Origin of the sequence: Streptomyces sp. NPDC052773, assembly GCF_044547145.1 — a bacterium.
Taxonomy (GTDB): Bacteria; Actinomycetota; Actinomycetes; order Streptomycetales; family Streptomycetaceae; genus Streptomyces.
Genome location: NZ_JBITZX010000004.1, coordinates 357,065 through 372,876, shown reverse-complemented (window position 1 = coordinate 372,876; position 15,812 = coordinate 357,065). Strand labels below are relative to the sequence as shown.

Genomic DNA, 15,812 nt, shown 5'->3' with positions numbered 1-15,812 from the left:
TCCGTGGGGCCGGGGCGGGGCCGGAGAGCGGCCGTTCGGGGCGCGAGGGAAGCCGTTCGGGGGCACTGACGCTCGAAACGGTTCGAACATGTCTTGACGCGTGCGTTCCGCACGGCCACCTCGTGACAGGCGTGACTGTCGGCGACCGCCGCCCGGCTGGAAGGCTCGGTGCCGTCACGGAGGGGGACGCATGGACAAGCGGTACGAGGTGTACGCGCTCGCGGACGGTCACTTCTACGACACGCCCGACCGGCTGACGGGCGCGGGGAGCGAGGCGGCCCCGCTGTACGCGACGGCCCGGCGCGAGGTCCCCGAGGGCTGGCGCGCTGCGCGCACCGGGGACTGGCTGACGCTGACCCCGCTCGGCGCGGACGGCGAGCCGCTGCCCGGGCCGGCGCAGGGCTGGAAGGTGCACGCGTCGGCCACCCGGGGGAACGCGGAGCGGATCGCGGAGATCGTGTGGGACTACTGCGTGCCGCGCCGTATCCCGTTCAAGTTCGTCCCGGCCCCGCATCTGCTGCATCTGCGCAACGCCAAGTACGCGCCGCGCGAGGGCAGCGGCAAGTTCGTCACCCTCTACCCGGCGGACGAGCGGCAGCTGCACCAGGTGCTGACCGAGCTGGGCGCCCTGCTGAAGGGCATGGAGGGGCCGTACATCCTCACCGATCTGCGCTGGGAGGACGGTCCGCTCCACGTCCGCTACGGCGCCTTCGCGCGCTCCTACGTGGTCGACGAGCGCGGGTCGCTGGTGCCGGCGCTGCGCGACGGGGAGGGGCGGCTGGTGCCGGACCGGCGCGATCCGGCCTTCCGGGTGCCGGAGTGGGTGACGCTGCCGGACTTCCTGGCCCCGCAGCTGGCGGCCCGCAACGCCACCACGGTCGGCGACCTGCCGTACCGCATCGAGAAGGCGCTGCACTTCTCCAACGGCGGCGGGGTGTACGCGGGCACAGACACCCGTGACGGACGCCGGGTGGTGCTGAAGGAGGCGCGCCCGTACGCGGGGCTCGCCGCCGACGGCGCGGACGCGGTGGCCCGGCTGGAGCGGGAGAAGGAGGCGCTGGAGCGGGTGGCCGGGACCGGGGTGGTGCCCGAGGTGCGTGACTGGTTCACGCTGGGCGAGCACCGGTTCCTGGTGATGGACTTCGTCGAGGGCCGGCCGCTCAACTCCTTCTTCGCCGAACGGCACCCGCTGCTCCTGCCGGAGCCGGATCCGCGGGCCGTCGCCGACTACACGGCGTGGGCGCTGCGGATCCACGGGGCGGTGGAGCGGGCCGTGGCGGCGGTGCACGAGCGCGGGATCGTCTTCAACGACCTGCACGTCTTCAACATCATGGTGGCGCCCGACGAGGAGTCGGTGTTCCTGCTGGACTTCGAGGCGGCGGCACCGGTGTCCGAACAGGGCCGCCAGGTGGTCGCGCACCCGGGGTTCTTCGCGCCGCCGGACCGCCGGGGCACCGATGTCGACCGCTATGCGCTGGCCTGTCTGCGGCTCGCCCTCTTCATGCCCGTGACCACGCTGTTCGTGGTCGACCGGGGCAAGGCGGCGCATCTCGCCGAGGTGATCGCCGAGCAGTTCCCCGATGTGCCGCGGGCGTTCCTGGACGAGGCGGTCGAGGAGATCACCCGGGACACCGCCGGGGGCGCCCCCGTCCGGCCGGTGCGGCCCGTGGAGCCGTGCGACTGGCCGCGCAGCCGGGACTCGATGGTCGAGGCGATCCTCGCCTCCGCCACGCCCGAGCGCACCGACCGGCTCTTCCCCGGGGACATCGCCCAGTTCTCCGACGGCGGCGGCCTGGGACTCGCGCACGGCGCGGCCGGGGTGCTGTACGCGCTGGCGGAGGTGGGCGCGGACCGGTACGAGGAGGGCGAGCGCTGGCTCCTCGACCGCACGGCGCCGCCGCCCGCGGGCACGCCGCTGGGCCTGTACGACGGTCTCGCGGGCGTCGCCCTGGTCCTGGACCGGCTCGGCCACCGGCAGCGCGCCCTCGACCTGCTCGACGGTGTCCTGCGGGAGCGCTGGCAGCACCTGTCCTCGGATCTGCACGGCGGGCTCGCCGGGCTGGGGCTGGTTCTCGACCACCTCGCCGGCACCACCGGTGAGCCGCGGCTGCGGGAGCGGGCCGCCGAGGCCGCGGAGATCGTCGTACGGCGGCTGGACGAGCCGCGCCCCGAGACGCCGCGGCGCCGGGCCGGGCTGCTGCGCGGGGCGAGCGGGCAGGCGCTGTTCCTGCTGCGGCGGTACGAGACGACCGGTGACCGGAAGCTGCTGGCGGCGGCCGGGCGGGCGCTGCGGCAGGATCTGGCGTCCTGCGTGGTCCGCGAGGGCGGGGCGCTGGAGGTCGACGAGGGGTGGCGGACGCTGCCGTACCTCGGCGACGGCAGTGCCGGGCTGGGCATGGTCCTCGACGACTACGTCGCCCACGCCACCGACGCCACCGACGACCTTGGCGACCTCGGCGGGTTCGAGCGGGCCCGTGCGGGCGTGCTCACCGCCGCGACCTGCCGCTTCTACGCGCAGCCCGGGCTCTTCCAGGGCCGCGCCGGAATGATCCTGCACCTCAGCCGCACCACCGCGCCCGGCACCGGTCTCAGCGACCGGCTGGCCGAGCAGATCGCCGGGCTCGGCTGGCTCGCGATGCCGTACCAGGGGCGGCTCGCGTTCCCCGGGCACCAGATGATGCGGCTCTCCATGGACCTGGCCACCGGAACGGCCGGCTGCCTGCTGGCACTCGGCGCCGCTCTCGGCGACGCGCCCGCCGCCCTGCCGTTCCTCCCGCCGCCCACCGGGCGGCCCTCATGACGCGGCTCCCCGTCCGGAGGAGTCGTGAACCGCACCCGTCCCCACGGGATGCACGGGAAAACCCCATCAGGGCAACCATGATGATCACGGAAAGGAACAGAAGATGGCTCTTCTCGACCTGCAGGCGATGGAAGCCGACGAGCACACCGGTGGCGGCGGCGCCAGCACCGTGAGCCTGCTCTCCTGCATCAGCGCGGCGAGCGTTCTGCTCTGTCTCTGACGGGCACCGCACCATCGGGCCCCGGGCGGCCGTCTCCCGCGAGGGAGGCACCGCCCGGGGCCTTCCCCGTGCGGCCTTCCCGCACGCGGGGCCTTGTCCCGGGCGCTACAGCCAGCCCTCCCCCTGCGAGATGCGTATCGCGTCGATGCGGTTGCGGGCGCCGGTCTTGCGGGTGATGGCGGCCAGGTAGTTGCGTACGGTGCCGCGCGAGAGGTGCAGGCTGCCGGCTATCTCGGCGATGGACGCGCCCTGGGCGGCCAGACTGAGCACGCTCAGCTCCCGGCCGGTCAGCGGCATCTGGGCCGCCTTGAGGAAGCCGAAGCCGAGGGAGTCGTCGACGAAACGTTCACCCGCCGCGACCTGGCGGATTCCGTGGATCAGGCGCTCGGGCGGGCCCGCCTTGTCGACATAGCCGAGCGCTCCGGCCTCGGCGGCCCGTCTGAGCAGCCCCGGCCGGTCCGCACCGGCCAGCACCAGCAGCCGCGGGGGTCTGTCGCCGCCCCGCCCGGACAGCTCGGCCAGGGGCGGGATGCCGTAGCGGCCGGTGTACTCGAGGTCCGCGGCGCAGACGTCCGGCCGTAAGGAACGGACCCGCCCGGGGGCCGCCCGCCAGGGGGCGTCGTAGACCCCGAGGTCGGGTTCCCGGCGCAGCCAGTCCGCGAGGACCGATCGCACCAGACACGCGTCGTGCACCAGCAGTACCCGGATCAACACTGCCCCTCTCAGACCGCCGCCGGTTCATGGTGATGAGCGCGTGCCCCATTCTTGGCGGCACTCCTCCTGTCCGGCCGCGCAGAACCGGCCAACGGGATGCGCGGGGGCGCGCGCCCCGCGCCCGTGCTCCGGGGCACGCTTCCGGACAGGGGGAATGAGGTGCGGCGGATGGGGTACGAGAGGCGGTTCGCCGAGGGCGGGTCGACTTGGGGCGGGCGACGTGGGCGGCTCGCGGGGCGGCGTGCGGCAGGCCGCCGCGCGGCATGGGTCGGGGTCCTCGGGGTGCGGGGCAGGCTCGCGTCCGGTGCGGGCGGGGTCGCCATGCGGTGCGGGGCAGGCTCGCGGGCGGTGCGGGCGGCCTCACGGCCTCACCTGCGGTGCGGGCTGGGCTCGCCATGCCGTACGGCCGGCTCGCCGCTCACCGGCGGTTGGGGCCGCCGTCCGGCGTGGGCCAAGTCGCCGCGCGCCGGCCGGGTCCGCCGCACGCTGCGACCGGGGCCGACGGCATGGGCAGGGCCCGCCAGGCGCTGCGACCCGGATTCGCCATGCGCCGTCGGCAGGGACGCCATGCGGCGTGAGCGGGGCCACCACGTGATACGAGCGGCGCCCCCACCGCGCACCCGCGGCCAAGCCTCACCGCGCGGTGCGGACCGAGCCCATCGTGCGGCATGGGACGGGCCCTCGCGCGGTGCGGGGGTCGTTCGCCGTGCGGCATGGGGCGGGTCCTGGCGGTGCGGGGCTCGTTCGCCGTGCGGTGTGGGGTCGGACGAGAGAGATTTGAGGCCTGGTATTGGGCTCGCAGCGCCGCGAGGAGGTGGTCGGCGTGTCCGACGGGCAGCCCGCGGAGGCACCGGCGGCCGGCCGGCACCCGGTCGGGGGGCCGCTGCTGTCGCTGGCCCTGGCCGCCATGATCGACGGTGTTCACGCGCACGCCGGGGCGGTGTACCTGCTCTCGCCCGACGAGCAGGTGCTGGAGATGGCCGTGATGGCGGGGCTGCCGCGGGCCTTCGCCGCGCCCTGGGAACGGATCTCGGTGAGCGCGCCGGTCCCGGTCTCGGAGGCGGTGCGCGAGCGGCGGCTGGTCTGGGTCGGTGACGAGGAGGAGATGGCCCGCCGGTATCCGCGTGTCGCGGTGGTGCTGCCGTATCCCTTCGCGCTGGCCGCGCTGCCGGTGGCGACCGGGGACACGGTGTACGGCGCGGTTTTCGTCACCTGGCCCGGGGTCCGGCCGCCGGTGCTGTCCGACCGGGAGCGGGAGCAGCTGACGTCGGCCTGCGAGCGGCTGGCGCTGCGGCTGGAGCGGGCCGCGCGGGACGGCCGGCCGGTGCTTCCGGAGCCGGATCTGCTCGCCGCGCCCCTGGTCGGCGGCGTGGCCGGCACGATCGGCGCGATCGAGGCGGCCCGGCTGGTGTCCCGGCTGCCGTACGGGCTGTGCTCGCTCGATCTGCACGGCCGGGTGGCCTTCGCCAACCCGGCGGCGGCCGAGCTGATCGGCCAGCCGGTCCGCCGGCTGGTGGGCCACCAGCTGTGGGCGACGGTGCCGTGGCTGAACGACCCGGTGTACGAGGACCGGTACCGCGCCGCGCTGTTCAGCCAGCACCCCACGTCGTTCGTGGCGCTGCGTCCGCCGGGCGACTGGCTGTCGTTCCGGCTGTATCCGAGCACGTCCGGGCTGAGCGTGCGGATCACCCGGACCGGGGCGATGACGGGAATGAGCCGGGCCGGGCCGCGTTCCGCCGACGGACCGGGCCGGCTGGTCACCATCTCGCAGGTCCTCGCGCTCGCGAGCGCGCTGACCGAGGCGGTGGGCGTGCAGGACGTGGTGCAGCTGGTGGCCGAGGAACTCGCCCCCGCGGTCGGCAGCCAGGCCCTGGTGGTGCTCGGCACCCGGGCGGGCCGGCTGCGGGTGCTGGGGCATCGCGGCTATCCCGACCCGCGGGTGGTGGAGCGGTTCGACGGGACGCCGCTCGGCGCGCAGACGCCGGGCGCGCACGCCCTGACCACCGGGGTGCCGGCGTTCTTCGAGTCACGGGAGGAGCTGGAGCGGCTGTATCCGTCGCGGTCCGCGACCCCGGACGGGTTCGCCGCCTGGGCGTATCTGCCGCTGATCGCATCGGGACGCCCGGTAGGGACGTGCGTCCTCGCCTACGCCGAGCCGCACCCCTTCTCCACGGACGAGCGGGCGGTGCTGAGCAGCGTGGCCGGGCTGGTGGCGCTCGCCCTGGAGCGGGCGCTGCTGTACGACGTGAAACACCAGCTGGCGCACGGTCTGCAGGCGGCACTGCTGCCGCCCTCCCTGCCACCGCTGCCGGGCATCGAGACGGCGGCCCGCTATCTGCCGAGCACCCGGGGCATGGACATCGGCGGCGACTTCTACGACGTGGTCCCGGTGCCGAGCGGCGCGGCGGCCGTGATCGGGGACGTGCAGGGCCACAACGTGACCGCGGCGGGGCTGATGGGGCAGATCCGGACGGCTGTACGGGCGTACACCACCGTCGGCCAGTCGCCGCAGGAGGTGATGCGCAGCACCAACCGGCTGCTGATCGACCTCGGCGTCGACCTGTTCGCGAGCTGTCTGTATCTGCGGCTCGACCCGGCGCACGGGCGGGCGGTGATGGCCCGGGCCGGGCATCCGCCGCCGCTGCTGCGACGGCCGGACGGGCGGGTGCGGGTGCTCGACCTGGCGGGCGGTCCGCTGCTGGGCATCGACGCGTCGGCCGGGTATCCGACGACCGAGGTGGAGCTGGCGCCCGGCTCCGTGCTGCTGCTGTACACCGACGGGCTGATCGAGTCCCCCGGCGTCGACATCGAGGACGCGCTCGCGACCCTCGGGCGGCGGCTCGGCGAGGCCGGGCAGCTGCCGCTGGACGAGCTGGCCGACGTGCTGATCGGGCAGGGGGCGGGGGCGGAGGAGCGGGGGGACGACGTGGCGTTGCTGCTGCTGCGGGCACGGGCGTGAGACGTGCGAAGTGGCCGGGCCCCTCCGCCGAGGGGCCCGGCCCGCCTCACCGACCCATCGGCGGAGGTCAGTGGGGCTGGGTCAGCCCGGACTCGTCGGCGCCGTCATCCTCGCCGCCGGGCTGCTCTCCGGCTCCGGCGTCCTGCCCGTCACCGGAGCCCTGCTGTTCGCCGCCGGCCTGCTGACCGGGGTCGGCGCCTTCCTGACCGGGAACGGCCCCTTCCTGACCGTTCCCGGCGCCCTGCTGCTCGTTCCCGGCGCCCTGCTGACCGGGATCGGCACCTTGCTGACCGGGGTCGGCGCCCTCCTGGCCGTTCCCGGCGCCCTGCTCCTCGCCGCCGGCACCCTGTTCGCCACCGGCACCCTCGCCCGCGCCGCCGGCTCCCGACGCGCCGCCCTCGCCGAGGGTCGCGCCCACCGCCTCCAGCGCGGTGGTGACGGGCTGGAAGAAGGTCTCCCCGCCGACCGTGCAGTCGCCGCTGCCGCCGGAGGTGAGGCCGAGGGCCAGGCCGTCCTGGGTGAACATCGAGCCGCCGCTGTCGCCGGGTTCGGCGCAGACGTTCGTCTGGATGAGCCCGGTGACGGTGCCCTCCGGGTAGTTGACGGTGGCGTCGAGCCCGGTGACCGTGCCGTCGGCGAGGCCCGTGGTGCTGCCCATGCGGAACACCTCCTGGCCGACGGTGGCCTCCGCCGCCTGGAGGATCGGGACGGCCTGCCCCTCCGCGTTCACCTCGCTGGGCGCCTCGGTGGCGGGGTCGTCGTACTTCACCAGCGCGAAGTCGCCCTCGCCGGGGAAGACGGCCTGGTCGACGGTGCCGATCGGCGCGCCGCCCTGGGCGTCGGACCACTGTTCCGCCGCGACGCCGCAGTGGCCGGCGGTCAGGAAGGCCGGGGTGCCGTCGCCCGCGGTGACGTTGAAGCCGAGGGAACAGCGGGCGCCGCCGCCGAAGATGGCGTCACCGCCCGAGGCGAACGGCTTGAAGGTGCCGGTGGACTTGCGCAGGGTCGCCATGTCCGAGCCGAGGCTCTGCACGGTGGACTCCAGCGTGTCCCACTTGGCGCCGGTGACCGTGGAGTCGGCGGTGACGACGATCTTGTTGCTTCTGGGGTCGACGGCCCAGGCGGTGCCCGGGATGGTCGCCTCGCTCTTCAGGGTCCGTTCGGCGGCCTTCAGTTCGGCGGTGCTGTTGTCGACCTCGCGGACCGCCGCGCCCGCCTTCTTGGCCTGGACGACGAGCTGGTTGTTGTCGCCGACCACGTTGACGACGAGCTGCTGCCGGTCGGCGTCGTAGTACGACCCGGCGAAGGCGTCGCCGAGCAGTCCGGCGAGCCGGCCGGCGAGATCCGAGGCGTCCGCGGCCTTCAAGGCGCGGGGTGCGGCCTGGGTGTCCGCCGCGCCGTCCTGGGACGCGTTGGCGTTCGGCAGCAGGAGCGCCGCCGCTCCGAGCGCTGCCACGCCGCCCGCGGCCAGCACGGCCTTGCGCTTCGGAATGCGCTTGTGACTCAAGACTTCTCGACCTCCTGAGGGGACCGGGTCCGGGCCGCCCTTCGGCGGCGGTTGGGGGCGCCTGGATGGCCACTGGTACGCAGCGCACGCGCGGGGCGTTCAACCGCGTGTGCGAAACCGGACCGGGTTGGCGCGAAACCGGCCCCCGGATGGAGGAGCCCGATGGACGAGAAGGGCAGGCAGACGTGCGATATCGACGGGCCTCCGGGGAAAAGTCCCTCCATGACGATGACCACGGCCGACGCCGAGAAGATCCTGTCCGCGAACTTCGCCCCCTGGGTGCTCGAACTGGGCCTCGCCGTGGAGGCGTTGGGCGACGACCGGGCGACCCTGCGGCTGCCCTGGTCGGACCGGCTGGCCCGGGAGGGCGGCGCACTGTCGGGACAGGCGCTGATGGCCGCGGCGGACACCGCGACGGTGATCGCCGTCTCGGCGGCGCGCGGCGCCTTCGTCCCGATGACGACGGTTCAGCAGTCGACGTCCTTCCAGCGCGCGGTGACCGGCTCGGACGTCCTCGTCACCGCGGTGCTCACCAAGCTGGGCCGCCGGATGGCGTTCGCGGACATCACGATGACGGCGGAGCCGGCCGGCGACCTCGCGGCCCGCGCGAGCACGGTCTACGCACTCCTGGGCTGACACGTTCCGCAATCACCCGGCGACGCTCTGTTTCGATCACGTAGCGGAACGAGAGCTTCAGGGAATCTGCACATCGACTGCCCAACCGGCTCACCGGACGCGGAGGATCCCCACGCGCCCGCACCGTCTGGCGCGCCATTGGGACGGGTGTGCCGGATTCGCCGAACGGGCGGCGAGCGGCGGTGTGCGCCGATGCCGTGCGGCATGTGAAGAAGTCGCCGACAAGCCGTGGGTACACCTGCACGGTTGGGCACGCCGGGGTTTCAAGTGCCCAGGTGAGACGGGTGGTTGATTGGAGGACGGAGGTCGCCGCGTGCTTTGATCCATCGCACCGTCGGGGCTGCGAGGGCGCCCTCTCCAGGGGCGCCCGGCGCCTTGCGGTTCGCGGCCGTCCATCTGTCCCCAGAGGGGGCCGCTCCCCCCTTGTGAAATATCCATACGAAGGGAAGTTCCATCATGAACTCCACCCCCCAGGTTGAGACCGTCGAGATCTCCGACGCCGAGCTGGACAACGTCTCCGGCGGTCTGCAGGTGAACACCCTCGACAGCACCCTGGCCCTCGCGCAGGAGGTCGCCCCGGGCGCCTTCGGCCTGGTCAACACGGTCACCGGTGTCGCCCAGGGCGTCTCCGGCGTGAACGCCGCCCCGCTCCAGGGCGCCGTCGCCGGTCTCTGACCGCATTCGAGCACACCCTGACGTGCTCATGAGTCCCGGGGTCGGCCCGACCGGTCCCGGGACTCGGTCTGCCCCGACGCGCACCACCCCGGGTGAGGAAGATCGTGCAGTTCCGCCAACAGGCCCTCGCCAGACTCCAGTCGCCGGAGGAGCTGGACCTTCCGGTGCGGCTGGCCCGCCCGCAGGGCTGGCTCGTACTGTCCGTGACGGTGGTCGCGATGGCGGCCGCTTCCGTGTGGGCGGTGACGGGTTCGGTGTCCTCCACCGTAAGCGCGCCCGCCGTGCTCACCCACGGGCAGGGCAGCTACATCCTGCAGAGCCCGGTCTCCGGCCAGGTCACCGAGATCCTCGCCGAGCAGGGCGAGCAACTGCCCGCCGACGCCCCCGTGCTGAAGGTCCGTACCGCCCAGGGCGAGACCGTGGTCCGCACGCTCGCCGCGGGCCGGCTGACCGCGCTCGCCGCGACGATCGGCCAGATCGTCTCCACCGGCGCGAACGTGGCCGCCGTGGAGAAGGTGACGGCGAAGAACGCCCCGCTGTACGCGACGGTGTACGTCCCCGCCCAGAACGCCTCCGCGATCCCCGCGAACGCGCCCGTGGACCTCACCGTGCAGACGGTCCCCACGCAGGAGTACGGCGTGCTGCGCGGCCATGTGAAGTCCGTGGACCGCTCGCCGCAGACCGCCCAGCGGATCGGCGCGTTCCTCGGTGACAGCCAGCTCGGGGAGCAGTTCACCAAGGACGGCCGCCCCGTCGCCGTACTCGTCCGCCTCGACAGGTCGGCCTCCACGAAGAGCGGTTACGCCTGGTCGACCACGGACGGCCCGCCGCACCCCCTCACCTCCATGACCCTGGCCACCGGCTCGATCCGGCTGGCCGATCAGCGTCCCGTCGATTGGCTGCTGCCGTGACCACCACCGCCGAGGAAACCCGGGGCCGCCGCCGGGCCGCCCCGCCGCGGCGCACGGTCCCCAAGGTGCGCCGCCGTACCGTGCGCACCCCCACCGTGCTCCAGATGGAGGCCGTCGAGTGCGGCGCCGCCTCGCTGGCGATGGTGCTCGGCCACTACGGCAGGCACGTCCCGCTGGAGGAGCTGCGCATCGCCTGCGGTGTCTCCCGTGACGGCTCGCGCGCCAGCAACCTGCTGAAGGCGGCCCGCAGTTACGGCCTGACCGCCAAGGGCATGCAGATGGACCTGGCCGCGCTCGCCGAGGTGAAGGCGCCGGCCATCCTGTTCTGGGAGTTCAACCACTACGTCGTCTACGACGGCATGGGCCGCCGCTTCGGCCGCCGCGGCGTGTGGGTCAACGACCCCGGCAAGGGCCGCCGGTTCGTGCCGATGGAGGACTTCGACGGCAGCTTCACCGGCGTGGTGCTGGTGATGGAGCCCGGCGAGGACTTCACCAAGGGCGGGCGCCGGCCGGGCGTGCTCGGCGCGATGCCCGCCCGGCTGCGCGGCACCGCGGGCACGTTGCCCGCCGCCGTACTGGCGAGCCTGCTGCTGGTGCTGGTCGGCGCGGCGGTGCCGGCGCTCAGCCGGACGTACATCGACATGTTCCTGATCGGCGGGCAGACCTCGCTGCTGGACGTGCTGTTCGCGTCCATGGGCGCGTGCGTGCTGCTCACGCTGGTGCTGACCTGGCTCCAGCAGGCGAACCTGCACCAGGGCCGGATCATCTCCTCCACCCTGTCCAGCGCCCGCTTCCTGCGCCATCTGCTGCGGCTGCCGGTCACCTTCTTCTCCCAGCGCAGCCCGGCCGACCTGGTGCAGCGCCTCCAGTCGAACGACGCGGTCGCCGAGACCCTGGCCCGCGACCTCGCGGCGGCGGGCGTGGACGCGGTGGTCGTCGTGCTCTACGCGGTGCTGCTCTACACGTACGACCCGCAGCTGACGTTCGTCGGCATCGGGGTGGCGCTGCTGAACATCGTCGCCATGCGGGTGGTGATCCGGCTGCGCGCGACCCGTACGGCGAAGCTGCGCGCGGACAACGCGCGGCTGACGACGACGGCGTACAGCGGCCTGCAGCTCATCGAGACGATGAAGGCGACCGGCGGCGAGGACGGCTACTTCCGCAAGTGGGCCGGGCAGCACGCGACCACGCTGGAGGAGCAGCAGCGGCTCGGGGTGCCGAGCGCCTGGCTGGGTGTGGTGGCCCCGACGCTGGCCACGCTGAACAGCGCGCTGATCCTGTGGATCGGCGGGATGCGGGCCATCGAGGGCCATATCTCGGTGGGTCTGCTGGTCGCCTTCCAGGCGCTGGTCACCCGGTTCACCGCCCCGCTGACCCGGCTCAACGGGGTCGCGGGCCGCATCCAGGACTTCGCGGCGGACGTGGCGCGGCTGAAGGACGTGGAGAACTTCCGCGCGGACCCGCTCTACAGCCGTCCGGGCGGGGAGTCCACGCGGCGGCTGCACGGGCACGTCGAGCTGGAGAACATCACCTTCGGCTACAGCCCGCTGGACAAGCCGCTGCTGACCGGCTTCGACCTGACCGTGGGACCGGGGCAGCAGGTGGCGCTGGTCGGCGGCTCCGGCAGCGGCAAGTCGACCGTGTCGCGGCTGATCGCGGGGCTGTACAGCCCGTGGGAGGGCGTCATCCGGATCGACGGGCAGCGCCTGGAGGACATCCCGCGCGGCGCCCTCGCGGCCTCCGTCTCCTTCGTCGACCAGGATGTGTTCCTGTTCGAGGGCACGGTCCGCGACAACGTGGCGCTGTGGGACCCGTCGATCCCCGACGACGCGGTGATCGAGGCGCTGCGGGACGCCGCGCTGTACGACGTGGTGATGCGCCGTCCGGGCGGCATCCACAGCCGGGTCGAGCAGGACGGGCGGAACTTCTCCGGCGGGCAGCGCCAGCGCCTGGAGATCGCCCGGGCGCTGGTGCGCCGCCCGAGCATCCTGGTGCTGGACGAGGTGACCAGCGCGCTCGACGCGGAGACGGAGCTGGTCGTGATGGACAACCTGCGCCGCCGCGGCTGTGCCTGTGTGGTGATCGCGCACCGGCTGTCCACCGTGCGGGACAGCGACGAGATCGTGGTCCTCCAGCACGGCACGGTCGTCGAGCGCGGGCGGCACGAGGAGCTGGTGGCGCGCGGCGGCGCGTACGCGGCGCTGGTCAGGGAGCGGTGAGATGAGAGCCGTCGACGAGGGCGACCTGGTCCTGGGTGCCCTGGGCTCGCTGGGCACGCCGATCGACGGGTCGACGCTGACCCGGCTCGACCTGGAGGGCCCGCAGGTGCTGTGGCTGGTCGCGGCGGGCGCGCTGGACCTGTTCGCGGTGGACGCGGCGCAGCAGGGTCACTGGCATCACCTGGGCCGTCTGGAGGCGGGCACCTTGCTGCTCGGTCCGGTCGCGGGCCCGCAGCACACGCTGGTGGCGCGCCCGGTGCGGGACTGTGTGGTGCACCGGATCGGCCTGCGCGAGCTGTACCAGCCGGCGGCCACGCAGACCTGGTCGTACGACGAGTACGGCAACCCGCAGTACGTACCGCCGACGACGAGCCCGCTGGAGTACGCGCTCGCGCTGGGTGTGGGCCGTGGCCTGTCGGTGCTGTTCCAGGCGCCGATGGCGTCGGAGGGGGCCGTCGAGGGGGCCGGGGCGGTCACCGACGAGGACGTCTTCTGGATGCAGGTGCCGCCCGGCAGCGTCCAGTACGGCTCGCTGTACGGCGCCGAGGCCGCCGCCGATCTGCTGATGGACCCGGCGGTGTGGCAGAGCATGGTGGACCAGCAGTACCGCCTGCTGACCACGCTGGACCGCTGGATCGAGCAGCTGGAGCGCAGCCACGAGACGCGCACCGCGGCCGGGATCAAGGCCGGTGAGCAGGTGCGCGCGCAGGCCGACCGGACGCTGCTCGCGGCCATCGGGCGCTCGTCGGAACGCCGTACGACCGCCGCCGACGCGGACGCCACCTACGCGGCGTGCCGGCTGGTGGCCCGCGCGGCGGGGATCGCGCTGGCCGATCCGGGGCACGGGGGCACGGAGAGCGACCGGCTGGACCCGGTGGAGCGGATCGCGCTGGCCTCGCGGGTGCGCACCCGGGCGGTGCGGCTGGACGGTGCCTGGTGGCGGGAGAACGTCGGTCCCCTGGTCGGGCGGCGGGCGCTGTCCGGGGCGCCGGTCGCGCTGCTGTGGCGGCGCGGCGGCTATGTGGCCGTCCATCCCGCGACCGGGCGGGAGACGCCGGTCGAGAAGGCCAACGCGGGCGAGTTCGAGCCGCGCGCGGTGATGTTCTACCGGCCGCTGCCCGACCGCCCGCTGGGCCCGCTCGGGCTGCTGCGGTTCTGTCTGCGCGGCACACGCGGCGATATGACGGCGCTGCTGCTCAGCGGGCTGGTGACTGTGGCGATCGGCGCGCTGGTGCCCATCGCGACCGGGAAGGTGCTCGGCGAGTACGTGCCGAAGGCGGAAGGAGGGCTGATCGCGCAGGTGTGCGCGGCGGTGATCGTCAGCAGTGTGGTGGCGGCGGCGTTCATGCTGCTGCAGAACCTGACGATCCTGCGGCTGGAGGGCCGTATCGAGGCGACGCTCCAGCCGGCCGTGTGGGACAGGCTGCTGCGGCTGCCGGTGAAGTTCTTCACCGGGCGTTCCACCGGTGAGCTGGCCAGTGCGGCGATGGGCATCAGCGCGATCCGGCGGCTGCTCGCGGGGGTGGGGCCCACGGTCGCCCAGTCGGTGACGGTCGGGGCGATGAACCTGGGGCTGCTGCTCTGGTACAGCGTGCCGATGGCACTGGCCGCGGTGGGCATGCTGGTCGTCGTCGCGGCCGTATTCCTCGGACTGGGGCTGTGGCAGGTGCGCTGGCAGCGGCGGCTGACGGTGCTCACCAACAAGCTGAACAACCAGGCCTTCCAGACGCTCCGCGGTCTGCCGAAGCTGCGGGTCGCGGCGGCCGAGAACTACGCGTACGCGGCGTGGGCGGACGAGTTCGCGCGCAGCCGGGAGCTCCAGCAGCGGCTCGGCCGGATCAAGAACCTCTCCGCGGTGCTCGGCGCGGTGTATCTGCCGCTGTGCTCGCTGCTGATGTTCATGCTGCTGGCGGGGCCGGCGCGGGGCACGATGTCGGCGGCCGACTTCCTGGCGTTCAACACCTCGGTGACCATGCTGCTGACCTCGGTCACCCAGCTCACCGGCGCGTTCGTGTCGCTGGTGGCGGCGCTGCCGCTGTACGAACAGATCAAGCCGGTGCTGCGGGAGCTGCCCGAGGTGCGTACGGCCAGCACCCGGCCGGGGCGGCTGTCCGGCGCGATCGAGGCGCGGCGGCTGTCCTTCCGCTACTCCGACGACGGGCCGCTCGTCCTGGACGACGTCTCCTTCGACATCCGGCCCGGCGAGTTCGTGGCCATCGTCGGCCCGAGCGGCTGCGGCAAGTCCACGCTGCTGCGGCTGCTGATCGGCTTCGACCGCCCGACGTCGGGCAGTGTGCTCTACGACGGCCAGGACCTGGCCGCGCTGGACCAGTCGGCCGTACGGCGGCAGTGCGGGGTGGTGCTCCAGCACGCGCAGCCGTTCACCGGGTCGATCCTGGACGTCATCTGCGGTACCGAGCCGTACACGCCGGAGGAGGCGATGGCGGCGGCCGAGATGGCGGGGCTCGCCGAGGACATCAAGCGGATGCCGATGGGGCTGCACACCATCGTCGCGGGCAACGGGGCGATCTCCGGCGGGCAGCGGCAGCGGCTGATGATCGCGCAGGCGCTGATCCGCCGGCCGCGGATCCTCTTCTTCGACGAGGCGACCAGCGCGCTGGACAACGAGACGCAGCGGCGGGTCATCGAGAGCACCAAGGCGCTCAACGCGACCCGCGTGGTCATCGCACACCGGCTGTCGACGGTCCTGGACGCCGACCGCGTGATCGTCATGGAGTCCGGCAAGGTCGCCCAGCAGGGCCCGCCGGCCCAGCTCCTCGCGGACACGGGCGGGCGGCTGCACGAGCTGGTGCGCCGGCAGCTGGCGTGAACGGGCCCGACCCCCGGGCCTGGCCCGAGCCCGGCCTCGCCCCGGCCCTCGCGCGCACCGGGCCGCCGCCCGGGCCCTCGGCCGAACCCGGCCGCGCTCCCCGGCCCTCGACTGACTCCGGCCGCTCCTGGCCTGACCCGGACCGGCGTCTCCCCCGGCCCTCGACTGACTCCGGCCGCTCCTCCGGCCTGTCCCGGACCGGCGTCTCCCCCGGCCCTGACCTGAATCCGGCCCCCGCCCCGGCCGAGCCCGGCCTCGTCCCCCGGCCTCACCGAAGCCGGCCGCCGGCGGCCCTGGCCGGAACCCGGCCGGTTCGTCCGGGCGCGGGCGACCCTCGGGCG

10 protein-coding genes are annotated in these 15,812 nt (G+C 73.9%); 8 read left to right on the top strand and 2 right to left on the bottom strand.

Going from position 1 to position 15,812, the window contains the following annotated elements; genetic code table 11:
* Positions 1-190: 190 nt before the first annotated feature.
* Together lanKC and ACIG0D_RS12075 are read left to right on the top strand one after the other, a co-directional pair.
* Complete coding sequence (lanKC, locus tag ACIG0D_RS12080; RefSeq protein WP_399798916.1) at positions 191-2,800, top strand: class III lanthionine synthetase LanKC; 2,610 nt, start codon at positions 191-193, stop codon at positions 2,798-2,800.
* Between the two features lie 103 nt (positions 2,801-2,903).
* Complete coding sequence (locus ACIG0D_RS12075; RefSeq protein ID WP_365764826.1) at positions 2,904-3,020, top strand: SapB/AmfS family lanthipeptide; 117 nt, start codon at positions 2,904-2,906, stop codon at positions 3,018-3,020.
* 105 nt (positions 3,021-3,125) lie between these two features.
* Here the strand turns inward: ACIG0D_RS12075 and ACIG0D_RS12070 are convergent, their stop codons facing one another.
* A complete protein-coding gene (locus ACIG0D_RS12070) occupies positions 3,126-3,731 on the bottom strand; it encodes a response regulator transcription factor (RefSeq protein ID WP_365764828.1) in 606 nt (201 codons plus the stop codon).
* 817 nt (positions 3,732-4,548) lie between these two features.
* On the opposite strand from ACIG0D_RS12070, the gene ACIG0D_RS12065 reads away from it, so the two are divergent.
* Positions 4,549-6,693 (top strand): SpoIIE family protein phosphatase, encoded by a 2,145-nt coding sequence (locus ACIG0D_RS12065; protein WP_399799288.1) that lies wholly within the window; start codon positions 4,549-4,551, stop codon positions 6,691-6,693.
* Positions 6,694-6,760: 67 nt separating this feature from the next.
* Here the strand turns inward: ACIG0D_RS12065 and ACIG0D_RS12060 are convergent, their stop codons facing one another.
* Positions 6,761-8,200, bottom strand: coding sequence for a S1 family peptidase (locus tag ACIG0D_RS12060; protein ID WP_399798912.1), 1,440 nt, complete (start codon positions 8,198-8,200; stop codon positions 6,761-6,763).
* A gap of 222 nt (positions 8,201-8,422) precedes the next feature.
* Between ACIG0D_RS12060 and ACIG0D_RS12055 the strand changes: the two genes are divergently transcribed.
* The 5 genes from ACIG0D_RS12055 (at position 8,423) to ACIG0D_RS12035 (ending at position 15,471) form a co-directional block, all read left to right on the top strand.
* On the top strand, positions 8,423-8,836 hold the full coding sequence (locus ACIG0D_RS12055; RefSeq protein ID WP_399798910.1) for a PaaI family thioesterase: 414 nt from the start codon (positions 8,423-8,425) through the stop codon (positions 8,834-8,836).
* Positions 8,837-9,292: 456 nt separating this feature from the next.
* Positions 9,293-9,511 carry a type A2 lantipeptide gene (locus ACIG0D_RS12050; RefSeq protein ID WP_399798907.1) on the top strand — a complete coding sequence of 73 codons (219 nt, stop codon included), beginning with the start codon at positions 9,293-9,295 and terminating at the stop codon, positions 9,509-9,511.
* A 104-nt stretch (positions 9,512-9,615) separates the two neighbouring features.
* A complete protein-coding gene (locus ACIG0D_RS12045; protein ID WP_399798904.1) occupies positions 9,616-10,422 on the top strand; it encodes an HlyD family efflux transporter periplasmic adaptor subunit in 807 nt (268 codons plus the stop codon).
* Entirely contained in the window at positions 10,419-12,641 is a 2,223-nt protein-coding gene (locus tag ACIG0D_RS12040) for an NHLP family bacteriocin export ABC transporter peptidase/permease/ATPase subunit (protein WP_399798902.1), read from the top strand. Before ACIG0D_RS12045 ends, ACIG0D_RS12040 begins: the two co-directional genes overlap by 4 nt.
* A gap of 1 nt (position 12,642) precedes the next feature.
* Entirely contained in the window at positions 12,643-15,471 is a 2,829-nt protein-coding gene (locus ACIG0D_RS12035) for an NHLP bacteriocin export ABC transporter permease/ATPase subunit (protein ID WP_399798899.1), read from the top strand.
* Positions 15,472-15,812 lie beyond the last annotated feature (341 nt).

Coding starts and splice junctions, on each gene's coding strand:
- lanKC (WP_399798916.1), top strand. CDS start 191: ATGGACAAGCGGTACGAGGTGTACGCGCTCGCGGACGGTCACTTCTAC.
- ACIG0D_RS12075 (WP_365764826.1), top strand. CDS start 2,904: ATGGCTCTTCTCGACCTGCAGGCGATGGAAGCCGACGAGCACACCGGT.
- ACIG0D_RS12055 (WP_399798910.1), top strand. CDS start 8,423: ATGACGATGACCACGGCCGACGCCGAGAAGATCCTGTCCGCGAACTTC.
- ACIG0D_RS12050 (WP_399798907.1), top strand. CDS start 9,293: ATGAACTCCACCCCCCAGGTTGAGACCGTCGAGATCTCCGACGCCGAG.
- ACIG0D_RS12035 (WP_399798899.1), top strand. CDS start 12,643: ATGAGAGCCGTCGACGAGGGCGACCTGGTCCTGGGTGCCCTGGGCTCG.